Annotated in this window: 11 protein-coding genes; all 11 read left to right on the forward strand. The window is 51.8% G+C overall.

Features of this window, described 5'->3' with window-relative positions:
- The first annotated feature begins 86 nt into the window (after positions 1-86).
- The 11 genes from F4Y64_02070 (at position 87) to F4Y64_02120 (ending at position 15,676) form a co-directional block, all read left to right on the forward strand.
- The gene (locus F4Y64_02070) at positions 87-2,930 is read left to right on the forward strand and encodes a TonB-dependent receptor (protein MXX96385.1); all 2,844 of its coding nucleotides are present in this window, start codon (positions 87-89) and stop codon (positions 2,928-2,930) included.
- A 299-nt stretch (positions 2,931-3,229) separates the two neighbouring features.
- Positions 3,230-5,044: a DUF262 domain-containing protein gene (locus tag F4Y64_02075; protein MXX96386.1), complete on the forward strand. Its 1,815-nt coding sequence runs from the start codon at positions 3,230-3,232 to the stop codon at positions 5,042-5,044.
- A gap of 148 nt (positions 5,045-5,192) precedes the next feature.
- Positions 5,193-6,002: a class I SAM-dependent methyltransferase gene (locus tag F4Y64_02080; protein ID MXX96387.1), complete on the forward strand. Its 810-nt coding sequence runs from the start codon at positions 5,193-5,195 to the stop codon at positions 6,000-6,002.
- A gap of 53 nt (positions 6,003-6,055) precedes the next feature.
- Positions 6,056-7,684: a CTP synthase gene (locus F4Y64_02085; GenBank protein ID MXX96388.1), complete on the forward strand. Its 1,629-nt coding sequence runs from the start codon at positions 6,056-6,058 to the stop codon at positions 7,682-7,684.
- Between the two features lie 184 nt (positions 7,685-7,868).
- Positions 7,869-8,312, forward strand: a complete 444-nt coding sequence (gene mraZ, locus F4Y64_02090) for a division/cell wall cluster transcriptional repressor MraZ (GenBank protein MXX96389.1) — start codon at positions 7,869-7,871, stop codon at positions 8,310-8,312.
- Positions 8,312-9,256: a 16S rRNA (cytosine(1402)-N(4))-methyltransferase RsmH gene (rsmH, locus tag F4Y64_02095; GenBank protein MXX96390.1), complete on the forward strand. Its 945-nt coding sequence runs from the start codon at positions 8,312-8,314 to the stop codon at positions 9,254-9,256. Before mraZ ends, rsmH begins: the two co-directional genes overlap by 1 nt.
- 9 nt (positions 9,257-9,265) lie before the next feature.
- Positions 9,266-9,688, forward strand: coding sequence for a hypothetical protein (locus F4Y64_02100; GenBank protein MXX96391.1), 423 nt, complete (start codon positions 9,266-9,268; stop codon positions 9,686-9,688).
- Positions 9,689-9,702: 14 nt separating this feature from the next.
- Complete coding sequence (locus tag F4Y64_02105; protein MXX96392.1) at positions 9,703-11,700, forward strand: transpeptidase family protein; 1,998 nt, start codon at positions 9,703-9,705, stop codon at positions 11,698-11,700.
- Positions 11,687-13,159 carry a UDP-N-acetylmuramoyl-L-alanyl-D-glutamate--2,6-diaminopimelate ligase gene (locus F4Y64_02110; protein ID MXX96393.1) on the forward strand — a complete coding sequence of 491 codons (1,473 nt, stop codon included), beginning with the start codon at positions 11,687-11,689 and terminating at the stop codon, positions 13,157-13,159. Before F4Y64_02105 ends, F4Y64_02110 begins: the two co-directional genes overlap by 14 nt.
- 4 nt (positions 13,160-13,163) lie before the next feature.
- Positions 13,164-14,324, forward strand: coding sequence for a phospho-N-acetylmuramoyl-pentapeptide-transferase (locus F4Y64_02115; GenBank protein ID MXX96394.1), 1,161 nt, complete (start codon positions 13,164-13,166; stop codon positions 14,322-14,324).
- Positions 14,324-15,676: a UDP-N-acetylmuramoyl-L-alanine--D-glutamate ligase gene (locus F4Y64_02120; protein MXX96395.1), complete on the forward strand. Its 1,353-nt coding sequence runs from the start codon at positions 14,324-14,326 to the stop codon at positions 15,674-15,676. Before F4Y64_02115 ends, F4Y64_02120 begins: the two co-directional genes overlap by 1 nt.
- Positions 15,677-15,678 lie beyond the last annotated feature (2 nt).

Below are 15,678 nucleotides of genomic sequence, written 5' to 3' on the forward strand. Positions count from 1 at the left end.
GATCGCGCTAAGGTAGCGCTAATCAGGCAGAACCGTCCTGCTATAAGATCTATATTGATATTTCAAGGGACTGTTGGACTTTTACCATGAAATACTTGACAATCTACTCCATTGTCTCTCTGATTGTACTGTTTGCACCCGATGTGGGCGCCCAGGTAACCGTGCGGGGGACGGTAAGTGACGAAAGAACTGGTGAACCCATGGAGCTTGTAACAGTCGTCATTGAAGGGACCAGTATCGGAACTACTACTTCACCGGAAGGCACATTTGAACTTGAGCTTCGCGGAACTGGTGACATTCTGGTATTCTCGTTTATTGGATATGTGACCCAGCGGATTACACCCCCGATGGATGGCACGGAACTGAATGTGGTCCTTGCTCCATCTATTGAGGACATTGAAGGCTTGGTCGTTGTGGGAACGCGGCGACTCCCCCGGCTTGTGACAGACTCAGCTGTACCTATTGATGTAATCTCTCCCCGGGATCTGCAGAGCACAGCCAGTACGGACATTGACGATATCCTTCGTTCCCAAATTCCCTCGTACAATGTTCAGAGACACGAGATAGATGGATCAACGACCTTTGTCAGGCCTCCAACACTGCGAGGGCTTTCACCTGATAACACGATTCTGCTCGTAAATGGAAAACGTTGCCACCGCTCTGGTTCTGTAGCTCTGTTCGGGAGCGCACTGATTCTCGGTTCGCAGGGACCCGACATGAACATGATTCCGGCTATCGCAATGAAACAGTTCGAAGTACTGCGGGATGGTGCATCCGCTCAATATGGTGCAGATGCAGTTGCGGGTGTTTTCAACCTGCAACTGCGGGATGCCAATCACGGAGTTTCGGTTCGTTCACGGGTAGGCCAATACCATCAAGGCGATGGACGCTATATCTCCATTGCAGCAAATGCGGGCTTCCCCCTGACCGAACAGGGCTTCGTGAACGTCAGTCTTGAGTACCGTGATATGGAACCCACAAATCGCTCTGTAGATCGGGCGGATGCGTTAGCGCTAATGAGTAAGGGCTTCCCAGTCGCCCGAACGGCTCAGGTCTGGGGAAACCCGGATATTGATGATGCCATTACAGGATTTTTCAATGCTGGACTGGATTTGAGCGAATCCATACACCTGTATGCCTTTGGGGGATATGGTCGGCGTTCGGGCAATGGCAGCTACTACCTCAGAGCGCCAGGGGGCAGCACCGCACGGGCCAATGTCTTCAGGTTCGGATCCGGGGACAGTGCTACACGTGCGATTGCGGACCTTGATCCGAATGATGGGATTGATTGCCAGACTCTGAATGATTTACCCTCTCTAGACTCGGATTTCAATGCCGTACAGTCCTTCATCGCAAATTACCGGGGTACATGCTACCTGTTTAATGAGGATTACCCGGGTGGATTTACTCCACGGTTCGGTGCTGATATGTCAGATTTGAGTGCAGTTGCAGGGATACGCGGCGATAGCCCGTCTGGATTTCGATGGGATGTCAGCGCAGGTATGGGAAGAAGTCTCATGGACTACTTCATCCGAAACACCGTCAATGCCTCTTTGGGTCCCAATCAACCGTCTGAATTCCGCCAGCGTGATTTTCTGCAAGAAGAATACAGCGTGAACCTAGATGTATCCTATCCGGTGAACCTTGAAAGCTTTCACTCGCCGCTTAATATCGCGGGGGGAGTACAGTGGCGAACCGAAATATTCGAAACCAAAGCGGGTGATACCAATTCATATTCCATCGGACCCTTCAAAGATCAGGGTTTTTCTGTGGGTTCCAATGGAGATCAGGGAATTCCCCCGGAGTACGCTGGACGCTGGGAGCGTCCGAATTATGCCGCCTATATTGACCTTGAGGCAGACGTCATTCGGACTTTACAGATCGGCATTGCTGGGCGTTATGAAAACTTCTATCAGGACTTTGGAACCACACTCACCGGAAAGGTGGCTGCCTTGTGGCGTGCCACGCCGATATTGAGTTTTCGCGGATCTGTGAGTACGGGAGTTCGTGCACCCACGCCAGGACAAGCCAACCTTCAAAATATTCAGACGAATTTTGACTCCAAAGGGGGGCTGATTGATGCCGGACAGATTCCTTCATATCATCCGATTGCGGAGGCTTTAGGGGGAGAGCCCCTGACCGAAGAATCTGCGGTCAACTTGGCGTTGGGTACCATCCTTCGAATCTCACCAGACCTGGTCCTTACAGCGGATCTATTCAGTATCACTCTTCGCGACCGGATCGCACTCACAGGTAGCATTCCCTTGAATGATGAACTCGCCACAGTTCTCCGCGAATCTGGGCAACTCGCCGGGTTCGAAACACCGCGGGAGGTGAAGTTTTTCTCAAATGACTTTGATACCCGTCAATTTGGCATAGATGTCCTACTTTCCTACGATAAGGAACACAGCAGTGACCGTGCAACTATAGCCAGCATCGCTTACAATTGGACACGTCCTGAATTGCTGAAATTCTCTGATCCCACAACGATCAATTCTTTCTTGGGAAAGCCTCTGACTGAGTCCACTCAGGTCAGTATTCTCTCTCCCAGGCGAAGGATTGAAATGGAACATGTGAATCCTCGCCACCGGATCGTAGCGATGGGTCGTCAAATTATGGGACCCTACCACGGTATGGTTCGTCTGCATTATTACAGCAGCTGGAAAGCATGTCTGTTCTTCAGTTTCTCGTGCACCATTGGCGGCCAGGATGCTCTGAGAACTTACGACGGAAGCTGGATCGTTGATGCAGAGGTAGGATACCGGATCAGTGATCGCTATACTGCCGCGTTTGGAGTCAACAACATTTTTGCAACTGACCGCCCTGCGGATCCGATTGAACGTGACGGACAGGGTAACTCATATGTGCCCAGTACACCATGGGACCAGAACGGAGCCGCATTATATCTGAGACTCTCGGCAGACTTTTAGCCTAAATTCCCCCAAATTCAGTCTGGGAGGATCTCTGATCAAAGTACGCAGCGATCTTGGACACCACTATGACACAAGTCATGGGGCCGCACCACTCCCTAACTCTACGTTGCTACGAAAGAGAATTACACTAATCCAATTATTTAGGCGATCGCATCGAAAACCACATCATGTAAAAACGGAGTGGTTTTGTATACTTACACGTTGCAAATTGGCAATTCACGACGAACAGAAATTACCACAGGAATTGTGAAGCTACTGTTGAGCTGTGGATTCCGTCAGGTTAATCAGGAATACAGATGACAACCTTTGATAGCACAAAAAAACAGCTCCCTGAGGTAATCCGGGAGATCACCTCAGGGAAGATTCAATTGCCGAATTTTCAGCGTGGGTGGATCTGGGATGATGAACATATTCGTTCCCTTCTTATAAGCATTGGTCGTTCTTTCCCGGTTGGTGCAGTCATGCTGTTAAAAACAGGTGGTGATATTCGCTTTCAAGTAAGACCAATCGAAAATTTGGCACCCAATAAGAATTACCCCGACCCTGAACATCTGATTCTGGATGGTCAGCAACGTTTAACAACACTTACGCAGGTTCTTGCACTTGGACAACCTGTAAAAACGTTCAATAAAAAAGGAAGGCCGATTGAGCGGTTTTACTATGTTGATATTGAGCGTGCACTAGAAGACGAAACTCTAGAGGATGCGTTCATCGCCGTCGGACCGGATCGGACAATTCGGACAAATTTCGGTCGTGACATAGAGTTGGACTTATCAACGCGAGAAAAGGAATGCACCTCCTTCTACTTCCCTTGCAATCAGATTCTAAGCGCCCTTAGCTGGACACTAGATCTTGTCAAATTCAATCCTAATCGCGCCGAGGATTTCACTACCTTTAGTAAAGTGTTTATTGAAGCATTTACGGCTTACGAATTGCCCGTGATTTCACTCGGGAAGAATACCACTCCAGAAGCGGTTTGCCTAATCTTTGAAAAGGTGAATACAGGTGGGGTAGACCTGTCCGTGTTTGAGCTTGTTACCGCCAGCTTTGCTGCTGATGGCTACAATCTTCGTGAAGACTGGTATGGGGACGAATCCAAAGGACGTGAAGGTCGATCTACTAAACTGAAAAACGAGCCGATACTACGTGACATAAAATCCACTGATTTTTTGCAGGCTGTATCCATTCTACGAAGTTATGAAAAACGAAAACAAGACATCGAAGCGGGAAAGATCGGCAAAAGAATCTCTCCAGTTAGCGCAAAGCGAAGGACTGTTCTCTCTCTGAAGCTGAACGACTATAAGAAATGGGCTCCTGTGGTCGAAGACGGATTCCTTCTTGCCGCGAAGTTCATGCAAAGGCAATGTTTTTTTAATCCCAAAGAGCTTCCTTACCGAACACAACTAATCCCGCTTGCGACAGTACTTTCTCAAATCGGAAATGAACAGTGGCTCATACCAAATATCTATGATCGCTTGTCACAATGGTTTTGGTGTGGAGTGCTGGGCGAACTCTATGGCGGAGCAGTTGAGACACGCATCGCGAATGATTTTGAACAATTGATGAGATGGATCATGGGTGATCCCAAGGATACGACTATTGATTTGCCTCGCACAATCGTGGACGCGGCGTTCCAAGAAAGCCGCCTTGACACATTGCGTTCTCGAAATAGTGCCGCGTACAAGGGACTAAACGTTCTTGTGTTGCGGGAAGGTGCGAAGGATTTTTTCAAAAAAGCAACCGTTCAAGAACTCAACGCCTTGGGGTATGACTTAGACATACACCACATATTCCCAAGAGCATGGTGCAAAGAAGAAGAAATCGAGCCAAAGACTTTCGACTCAATCGTTAATAAAACGATGATATCCTCACAGACCAATAGGATGATCGGTGGTAATGCACCATCAGAGTACCTGTCTTCTATTCAGACACACAAGCAAGTTTCGATCTCCGAGGAGAAAATGGACGAGATATTGCTGACCCATTGCATACCTCCAAAATCGCTTAGAGATGATGACTTCGAATCCTTTATGGCAGGCCGCAAAAATAAGCTCATCAGGATCATAGAATCCGTAATGGTGAAATCGGTGCAAAGGGATCAATCACTGTGAGTATTGCACCAATCTCTCACGGCCTGAGAATTCCTGCCATATACTGAAGTGCTCACCCTCTGGCCTGGAATAATTCACGATCTCTATTACTTAATCATAATTGAGTCCTCTCTCGCCTCAGCCCCAGAAACCAAAAGCCGAATCAAGTATGGAGTATGACTCAATTAAGGATCGGATCAGCCGCTGGCTCGACTCGTATCCGAAACTGCTCCCTCTGCTTTTTGCTGTACTGGATCTGTTGTTTCTCCGAACCTGGTACGTTCACCGGGCGCTCCGGGAAATGAAACTGGGACCAGATTCAAAGCTCCTAGATGCCGGGACCGGCTTTGGACAATATGCATGGCATACGTTGCGTAAATACCCCGGCGTCTTTGTTACGGCAACGGATCTCAAGGAAGATTATCTGGAGCGCGCCTCCAAATGTTTTGAAGCATTTGGACTTGCGGGTCGGATTGAACTACAAGTTGAAGACCTCACAGATCCAAATGTAACCGGTCTCTTTGACTGTATTCTAGCGGTAGATGTCCTTGAGCACATTGAAGAGGATGAGGCAGCAATTCATCATTTTGCCCAGCGCCTGCAACGCGAAGGATGCTTGATCATCAGCACTCCGAGCGATCAGGGAGGATCCGACGTCCATAACAAGGATCAGAAGAGCTTTATTGGTGAGCATGTCCGCGACGGCTATAACCTCAAGGGGCTCATGCAAATGCTCACACATGCCGGGCTCGAAATCGTTAATGCACAGTATAGCTATGGAGCTTGGGGATCCCTGGCCTGGCGCCTACTGATCAAGTTCCCGATGCTGCTTCTTGGCAGGTCATTGTTTTTTGCGCCACTGGTTGCACTCTATTACGTGCCCGTGCTGCCATTGGGCCTACTGATGAATACTCTTGACCTGCACAACGCAAATACGCGCGGAACGGGATTGATTGTCGTTGCACGCCAAAGTACCTGAGTCCAATCAAATGCTTTAACTTTAGGGAATCGTTCTTCTAATTCAGAGTGGCTGTGAGAAGTAAATATATATTCGTGACCGGCGGAGTTTCGTCTTCGCTCGGAAAAGGTATCTTCTGTGCATCTCTAGGCCGACTGCTCGAAGCCCATGGCCTTCGGGTCTCCATCCAAAAGTTGGACCCATACATTAATGTAGATCCGGGCACCATGAATCCCTATGAGCATGGGGAGGTGTTTGTTACTCATGACGGAGCCGAGACGGATCTGGATCTCGGGCATTACGAACGATTTCTCGGACACGAAACCAGCCAGGCAAATAATGTTACCACCGGCCGCGTCTACAGCGAGGTGATTGGGAAAGAGCGCGCCGGCGAATATCTCGGAAAAACCGTCCAGATTGTCCCCCACATCATTGATGAAATTAAAGCGTGGATCGTGCGCCTTGCAGAGAGTGAAGAACTAGATGTCATCATCTCAGAGATTGGCGGCACAGTTGGGGATATTGAAAGCCTGCCCTACCTCGAAGCGATTCGGCAGTTGCGCTACGAAATGGGATCCATCAATGCGCAGGTGGCACATCTAACGCTGGTACCTTACCTCGCAGCTGCGGGCGAACTGAAAACCAAGCCTACTCAGCATTCGGTAAAAACACTGCTCTCCTATGGCCTGCAGCCCGACCTCCTGGTCTGCCGCTCGGAGCGCTCGCTGGACAAAGAGTTGCGTGAAAAAATTGCCCGCTTCTGTAACGTGGAAACCCGTGGAGTGATAGAGGCAGCTGACGCCCGCTCCATCTACGAGGTCCCTCTTCAACTAGCCCGACAGGGAGTTGAGAAACTGGTTCTTGAACGACTGGGATTGGCAGATCCTCAAACACAAAAACCTATTACTAGTGAGCCCGAGCTGGCTGAATGGACTCGCTTTGTTCAGCGGTTGCATGCGCCGGACAAAGAAGTGCGCATCGCATTGGTCGGGAAATATGTAGCCCATCAGGATGCCTACAAGTCCATCACCGAATCATTTATTCTGGCCGGTGCAAAGCTGTCTGCTCATGTGGATGTAAGCTTTGTTGAAAGTGAGGAGATCGATGAACACAACTGTGAGGCGATGCTCCAGGATGCAAAGGGAATTCTGGTGGCACCTGGTTTTGGCTCGCGTGGGATCGAGGGGAAGATCGCAACAGCTCGTTACGCCCGGATCAATAAAGTCCCTTTCCTTGGAATCTGCCTGGGGCTTCAGTGTGCCATCATCGCATTTGCACGGGATGTCTGTGACCTGCAAGGAGCGCACTCGACCGAGTTTGACCCGAATTCGCCCTGGCCGGTCATTGATCTGATGGCGAGTCAGAAGAATATATCCGACAAGGGCGGAACGATGCGGCTTGGTGCATACAACTGCGAGATCACAGAGGGCTCGCAGGTGCACTCTATTTATAACAAGACCCAAGTGCGTGAACGGCATCGCCACCGATACGAGGTCAATAATTCCATCAAACACCGCCTCGAAAAAAAAGGGCTGAGGTTCACCGGAATCAATCCGGAAAGTGGGCTCGTGGAAATTGCTGAACTGCCCACCCACCCCTGGTACATCGGCGTACAGTTCCATCCCGAGTACCGTTCCACCGTGGGCAATCCCCACCCCCTGTTTATGTCATTCGTCGCCGCCGCGCTCGAACACGAGGGGTAACCCTGACCCCTGTACTCCGCTGAGCTTTGCCCTAGACTACACGGGAAAACCGTGCGGCTCATCGAAGGTAATTGGCGCCTTTTTCACGGTAATTTCCCACAAAATTTAATTTTGTGGGAAATTGTGGGAAATTGTGGGTAATTTTCCTTATCATTAATCAGGTAGCTATACTCAAGAGGTCCCCATGCCTGGATTTAAGGGACAGGCGACGTATTCAGTTGATGGAAAAGGGCGCATCGCGATCCCCTCTAGAATGCGTGCGTGCATGAGCCCGGAGGCGCACAGCACCCTGGTGATCACGCGCGGATTTGAGCGTTGCATCTTTGCCTACCCGCTTGATGAATGGCTGGAGATTGAAGATCAGATCTCGAAACTCAACCCCTATAGCGAAAAACACAGATCATTCATTCGCCAATTCATGAGATGGGCGGAAGAAGTAACCATAGATGCAAAGGGGCGAATCCCCCTTCAACGACCACTGCTTGAGTATGCAGGAATAGAAAAAACAAGTTTAATTCTTGGAAGCCAGAAGTATCTCGAGGTCTGGGATCCCCAAAGATTCGAAGAATATCTGGCTGCCGAAGAAACGGATTATGAAACGCTTGCGGCGGAGGTTATGGGAAGCTGATGTCTACCGTTCCTTATGCAACCGCCTACCATGCACCTGTTCTCTCACAAACTGTACTGAAATACTTGGTAACGGACATCAACGGCACGTATGTCGATGCGACTGCGGGAGGCGGCGGGCATGTTGCTGCTATTCTCTCTGTGTTGTCGTCTAGAGGGAGGGTCGTTGCAGTTGATCGGGACGCGGACGCGGTCCAAACCGTGGAAGCACGGCTGCCCGATGCTATCAAGATGAAGCAACTGGTCGTATATAAGGGGAGATTCAGCAACTTGCAGAACCTGATCCCAAACCTTCTTCCCGTCACGGGGCTTTTACTGGACCTTGGCGTCTCCTCTCATCAACTGGACTCCGGTCAAAGGGGATTCAGCCATCGTCAACGTGCCCACCTGGACATGCGGATGGACACTGAATTCGATATCACTGCAGCAGATATCGTGAATGGATCGACTGAAGATGAACTGGTAAATATCCTCCGCTCCTGGGGAGAAGAGCCCTATGCACGGCGAATCGCCCGAGCGATCACTGCGAACCAGCCCGTTGAAACTACCACAGACCTGGCCCACATTGTGCGCGATGCAGTCCCGACCCGATGGGAGTCTCGGGCAGTTTCCCGCACATTCCAAGCCCTTCGCATTGCCGTCAATGGAGAATTGGATGAGCTGGCACAGCTTCTTGAATCCAGCCCGAAAATTGTGGCAGAAGGAGGCAGGATGGTCGTCATCAGCTATCACTCCCTTGAAGACCGGATGGTTAAGCGGATGCTGCGTGACGGGGTTCTGGAAGGAGAATCGAGACGAGATCTCTACGGGAACCGACTTGTGCCTTGGAAACCAGTCACGCGCCGACCTGTCGTTCCTGATGCTGCAGAGATTGCGGCAAACCGCCGATCCCGAAGTGCACGGCTGCGTGCAGGAGTTCGTTGTCCCGTACCTGTCAGTACATAATATTCTCTGATGTTTAAGCGCCGCAAATATGGACCTCCCAACCAGGCCACACGCAGACAGCGTGCGGTAGAACAGGCCATGACGACGGTTCGCAGTTGGCAAGAGTTAACGATCATTGATGAGTCTACACCGGAACGGAAAGTCATTGCTCGTATCTCCACCCTGCAGTTCGGCCTGATCATCTTTCTCCTTGCAGGGATCCTGACCGGCTATATCGGTCATATTCATACATCACAGGATCTATTGGCGGAAATCAATACCCAGCGGCGAGAGAATGTTCGCCTCCATCTGCAGCATAACCGGCTCGTAGCAGATTACAATGCCTTTGTTGGCCCTTCCGTTATTTATGAGCGTGCCGAGGCGCTGGGGCTTCAGAGAGGGCACGAATATGCAGGATTCATCCAGAGCGGTGCTCAGCAAACCGAACCATGAAAATCCGGGATCAAATACTGGGGAGGATGTATGTCGTGCTGACCGGTTTGGCGCTCATGCCGCTGATCATTGCCGGACAGCTGATCTGGCTCAACGTTGAAGAGGGAGTTCATCTGCGTGAGCTGGGTCGGCGTCAAGCAGAGTCCCAACAGTTGCTCCTGCCACAACGAGGAGAGATTCTTGACATTCATGGACGGGCTCTAGCCGTGAATTCTCCACACTATAATCTCGCACTGGACCCCACTGTGCCCGAATTCACGGAGCAAAAACCCGCTTTCCTGGCTCGCCTGTCCGATTTAACCGATACCTCTACAAGACAGCTTGAGTCACGAATCGAGAATCGGGCGAGTGCGCAATTTGTCCGACTCATCGATCTGACACCGGAGCAGCGAAGAGAGGTCGCCTCCTGGGAGATACCCGGCGTCATTCTCGAAGAACGCTCACAACGTAAGTATGTCTACGGAACAACGGCTGCCCATATCATCGGACATATAGATACAGACGGCGTAGGTAAAGCGGGTCTCGAGCTTGAATACAATGAGTACCTGAAAGGGCAGCCAGGACGGCGTACTCTTTTCAGAGATCGCCGCGGATACCTCCGCGTTGATGCGGAGGGGGTCGTCGTTCCGGCCACCGATGGAGAGACCCTCGTACTTACGATTGATCTCATCCGCCAGACAATTATGGAGGAAGAACTCGCGGCTGGTGTCGCGGAAGCCCGTGCAATTCGAGGAAGTGCGATTGCAGTGGACCCCAAAAGTGGAGCCGTTCTGGCCATGGCCAATTTTCCCACCTTTGATGCAAATATGCCGCTAGAGGCACCGGTATCCGCCTGGCGCAACCGCGCGGTCACCGACCGACTGGAACCTGGTTCCGCCTTCAAAATGATTGCGGCATCCGCAGCACTGGAAACGGGCACCGTCTCCATGGATCAACTGGTTAACACCGGTGACGGAACAATTGAGGTATCTGGTTACACCTTGGACGATATCGCGAGATACGGGGAAATCACCTTCAATGATGTGATCGTAAAGAGCAGCAACGTGGGAATGGCGCTCACCACGCGGCCCATGGCTCCAGAAGAGCTGTACCGGTACATACGCAACTTTGGATTTGGGCAAAAAACCTGGATTGACCTGCCCGGGGAGGTCGGCGGACTCCTCAAGCGCACTAATCAATGGAGCAGGACCACGAAAACCGCACTCAGTATCGGGTACGAGATTGATGTGACCCCGATGCAGATGGTGATGGCATACGCGGCCCTCGCGAATGACGGTTTGTTGCGTCAGCCGTATATCGTGGCTGAACGACGGGACGTGACCGGACATGTGCTCTGGCGTGCAACCGATGATCCGGCCCGAGCCGACTCCATCCGAAGGGTCCTGAAGGAAGAAACCGTTGCCATGCTCCAGCCAGCTCTCATTGAGGTTGTTCAGAGAGGGACCGCAACGGATGCTCAGGTTGAAGGATTGACCATCGCGGGAAAGACCGGGACCGCCCGTAAAGTGGTCAATGGTGCCTACGGCAGCGAGTACCGGGCAACGTTCGTTGGCTTCTATCCGGCCGAAAATCCACAAGTAGCCATGATCGTGATTTTGGATGAACCCGAAACCAGTATTTATGGCGGTAGGGTCTCCGCCCCCATATTCAAGAGAATCGCAGAGCGATGGATCGCAACCTTCCCAGCATCTGGACTTCCCACTCCACAGGAAGGATGGAGGTTTCAGGTGCAACGAGACAGTCTTGCACCACGACCTAGCACCGTAGTGGTCTCCGAAGAATCTGCTCAGCGAAGCCGTGTGAAAGTTCAAACTGCAACCGATAAGGCAGAGCTGACGGTGATGCCAGATGTTTTGGGGCTCGATGCTCGGACCGCATGGTTTTTGTTGAGCTCCAAAGGGCTGGATGTACAACTGAATGGAACCGGCCTGGTAATCGGGCAATCTCCGGAGCCCGGAGCGGCCGTGGACACAGACGTAATCCTTCAATTACAGCACCATGAACTGGACTGATCTACATACCCGATTGGCCAGCGAGGGATTGCTCATGGACCCTGCTGCACCTGCACTGGACTTAACGGTCACCGGGGTCAGTCAGGACAGCCGCCATGTGCATCCAGGATACGTCTTCACCGCCGTACAAGGAACGCAGTTCGATGGACATGCTTACATCCAAAATGCACTGGATGCAGGTGCATACATCATTGTCTGCCAGGAGAAACCGGGCCAAGATCCACGCTTCGTTCAGGTGTCCAACACACGAAAAGCCGCTGCTGTGATCGCAGCAACTTTCTACGGCGATCCAGCTGCTTCCCTGCATCTCACAGGTGTAACCGGAACCAATGGAAAAACCACTACCGGAGCACTTGTACAACATGTTCTTGAGTGCACCGGAACCATGACAGGTCTGATTGGAACGGTATCCTACGTTACCGGGCAAACGACCTACCCTGCCCAACTCACGACCCCCGATGCAACGCAACTTCAGCCCATGCTGGCAGAGATGGTTCGCGCAGGCTGTCAAGCATGCGTGATTGAAGTTTCGTCTCATGCCCTAGATCAGTATCGAACTGCCACGCTGAACTTTTCGGTCGGCGTATTCACCAATTTGATGCATGATCACCTGGACTACCATACGACTGCGGAGCAGTATCTCAAAAGCAAAAAACGCCTCTTTGATGACCTGAGCCCCGACGCAGTTGCGGTTTATAATCAGGACGATCAGGCAGGCCGACGTATGGTGGAGAACACCCAGGCGACACAGTGCTCCTTCGGTCAGAATACCGACGCAGATATTCGATTCAGTATTGTGAAGGACAGCCCCAACGGCCTCCAATTGCGTCTGGATGGCCAAACCAGTACGTTTCGGCTGGCAGGAACATTCAATGCTTATAATCTGGCTGCTGCCTATGGAGCCGCACGTGCGAGTGGGCTGCCGCGCACAGATGTCATTGAGGCTCTGTCTGAGGCCCGCCCTGTCCCCGGCAGATTCGAGCAGTACCTGTGCGATGATGCCACACGGATTGTCGTTGATTTTGCACATACACCGGACGCGCTGGAGCAGGTCCTTCGGTCACTGGCTCATGCCCGCCAAGAAACGGCTCGGCTGTGGTGCGTATTTGGATGCGGCGGCAACCGGGACACCATGAAGCGCCCCCTCATGGGCGCAGTCGCAGAGGAGCTGGCCGATCATGTGGTCGTTACGAATGATAATCCGAGGACGGAACCTGCACAGGCAATCGCTGAAGACATCCTCCGTGGTATGAAAAAGCCCGAACGGGCACACCTGATTCTCTCAAGGACCGAAGCCGTGCAACATGTTGCACAAGCATGCAGCGCTGGAGACATTGTACTTGTTGCGGGCCGAGGGCACGAGTCTGCTCAGGACAAAAATGGGGTTCAGGTCAAATTAAAAGATCAGGACCTAGTCCTTGAGGCCTTTGCTTCACGCAACCCGAAACCCCTCATCTGAATCCATGCTTTACTATCTGTTACAGTGGTTGGAAGAGGCGTTTCATCCTCCGGGATTCCAGGTCGTGGAGTTCATCACAGTACGCGCGACGCTTTCTGCTATCACAGCATTCGTCATCGTGATGGTCATTGGGCCCTATGTGATTCGCTGGCTCGTACGCAATCAGCTCGGGGAAGAGGTACGCACAGAGCTGAGCGCTGGCGCCGTCGATCATTCACACAAACGTGGGACCCCCACGATGGGCGGATTGATTATTGTCAGTGCAATCATGATTGCAACGCTCCTATGGGGAGACCTGCGCGAGGTCTACGTCTGGCTCATCCTCATTTCGACCGCATGGATGGCCGCGTTCGGGTTCGCAGATGATTACATCAAGACCGTTCACAAAGACAAAGCGGGCTTGGCGGCACGTATGAAGCTAACCGGCCAAATCGGACTGGGACTGCTGGTGGGGCTCATTCTGTATTTCCATCCGCAATTTGAAGAGACGCGGTCCGTGACAGATCTGCCATTCGTTCAGAATTGGCATCTCGACTATAACATTCTGGGCAATACATTCCTGGGAGGGATGGATCTTGGATGGCTCTTATTCATCCCGATGACCATATTCATTGTTACGGCCACATCTAATGCAGTCAATTTGACGGACGGTCTCGATGGGCTGGCGGCAGGGGTCGCCGCGATCATCGCCCTAGGACTGGTCGTCCTCATCTATATCTCGGGACACGCAGGATTTTCCTCCTATCTGGGGGTGCTGCACCTGACAGGCGCAGGGGAATTGACCATCTTTGCATCCGCGATGTGTGTCGCATGCCTGGGGTTTCTGTGGTTTAACGGCTATCCGGCGACTGTCTTTATGGGGGATACTGGATCGCTCTCCTTAGGAGCTGCCATTGCGGTCATCGCCGTGATGGTCAAAAAAGAGCTTCTGTTACCACTGCTCTGTGCCGTCTTTTTTGTCGAAACCCTATCGGTCATTCTGCAGACTGCTTATTTCCGCTATACCCGTCGCAAGACAGGCACGGGGAAGCGGATCTTTCGCATGGCACCCCTGCATCACCATTATGAGGCAAAAGGTATGCACGAGGTAAAAATTGTTACCCGTTTCTGCCTTGTGACCGTAATCACCATGTTGGCAACCCTACTCTCGCTCCGGATCCGATGATGCAGCCATACAACGTCCAGGGGAAACGCATTACCGTTTTGGGAGCTGCCCGGAGCGGCCGCGCAGTCGCGGATCTATTGGCCCGTACTGGTGCCAAAGTATTGCTTTCCGATCATGGCCCTATTGATCCAGATACGCTGAAATGGTGCAAGAATCAGGGCATTGAAGTGGAAGCCCATGGGCATACAGAAGCAACACTGGCAGCAGATTTCCTGGTGATCAGTCCGGGAGTACCTACGACGGCTCAGCCTGTGCAGGCCGCCCTTGCCCGAGGACTGCCCGTCTATTCGGAGCTTGAGGTTGCCTCCTGGTACGCAAAGGGACAGATTGTAGCAGTCACCGGAACCAATGGAAAGACCACGACAGCTTCACTTGTAGGACACATGATGAAGACTGCTGATCGGCATACCGTAGTCGCGGGCAACATTGGTAGCCCCTTGTCTGAACATATACAAAATTTACATGCAGACACGGTAGTCGTCCTTGAAGTATCCAGCTTCCAACTGGATCATATAGACACGTTCCGGCCGGACGTGAGTGTGATCCTGAATATCACACCAGATCATCTGGATCGCTACGGTGGCAGCTTTGAACACTATGCCAAAAGTAAACTCCGCATCTATGAAAACCAGTCGGATGCAGACACAGTGATCTATAACTACGATGACACGCTGGTACGGGAGCGCGTCGAGTACTTTATCTCCACCCATGATGTGCAGGGGCTCCCCTTCAGTAGCCAGGTAGAGCTTTCGAGCGGTGCGAGCGCAATTCGCGACATGATCCATCTGCAGAAGCACGCACTCTTACCCACGGAGAAATTGGGGATCCCGGGCCCACACAACATCAGTAATTCTCTGGCAGCTGCACTGGCAGGGCAGGCGGTTGGACTCACGAATGCGGTTCTGCGTGAAAGCCTGCAACGATTCACCGGAGTGGATCACCGACTGGAAGTCATCCGTCAATTGAGCGGGGTCACCTATGTCAATGACTCGAAAGCGACTAATGTGAACGCACTCTGGTATGCGCTACTGAGTTTCCATGCACCGATTGTACTGCTCGCAGGTGGCCGGGACAAAGGGAATGATTATGAGATTATCAAGCCACTGATCTCCGAAAAAGTACATACCGTAGTTGCGTTCGGAGAAAGCGCACAAAAGGTGCTTAAAGAGCTTGGCCCTCATACCAAAAATGCATTGGCGGTCAAAACTCTGGACGAAGCCGTCCAGAGTGCACGAAGCTGTGCGAGTTCCGGGGATGTTGTACTGTTGAGCCCGGCGTGCGCCTCTTTTGACCTGTTTTCCAACTACGAAGAGCGGGGAGCACGATTTCGCCGCATCGTGGAGAGTTTCTAACC

This window comes from Rhodothermaceae bacterium (assembly GCA_009838195.1).
Classification (GTDB): Bacteria; Bacteroidota; Rhodothermia; order Rhodothermales; family Bin80; genus Bin80.

Excerpts from the sequence above, each read along its gene's own strand:
- F4Y64_02120 (MXX96395.1), top strand. The coding sequence starts at position 14,324 with ATGCAGCCATACAACGTCCAGGGGAAACGCATTACCGTTTTGGGAGCT.
- F4Y64_02110 (MXX96393.1), top strand. The coding sequence starts at position 11,687 with ATGAACTGGACTGATCTACATACCCGATTGGCCAGCGAGGGATTGCTC.
- F4Y64_02075 (MXX96386.1), top strand. The coding sequence starts at position 3,230 with ATGACAACCTTTGATAGCACAAAAAAACAGCTCCCTGAGGTAATCCGG.
- rsmH (MXX96390.1), top strand. The coding sequence starts at position 8,312 with ATGTCTACCGTTCCTTATGCAACCGCCTACCATGCACCTGTTCTCTCA.
- mraZ (MXX96389.1), top strand. The coding sequence starts at position 7,869 with ATGCCTGGATTTAAGGGACAGGCGACGTATTCAGTTGATGGAAAAGGG.
- F4Y64_02100 (MXX96391.1), top strand. The coding sequence starts at position 9,266 with ATGTTTAAGCGCCGCAAATATGGACCTCCCAACCAGGCCACACGCAGA.
- F4Y64_02115 (MXX96394.1), top strand. The coding sequence starts at position 13,164 with ATGCTTTACTATCTGTTACAGTGGTTGGAAGAGGCGTTTCATCCTCCG.
- F4Y64_02080 (MXX96387.1), top strand. The coding sequence starts at position 5,193 with ATGGAGTATGACTCAATTAAGGATCGGATCAGCCGCTGGCTCGACTCG.
- F4Y64_02070 (MXX96385.1), top strand. The coding sequence starts at position 87 with ATGAAATACTTGACAATCTACTCCATTGTCTCTCTGATTGTACTGTTT.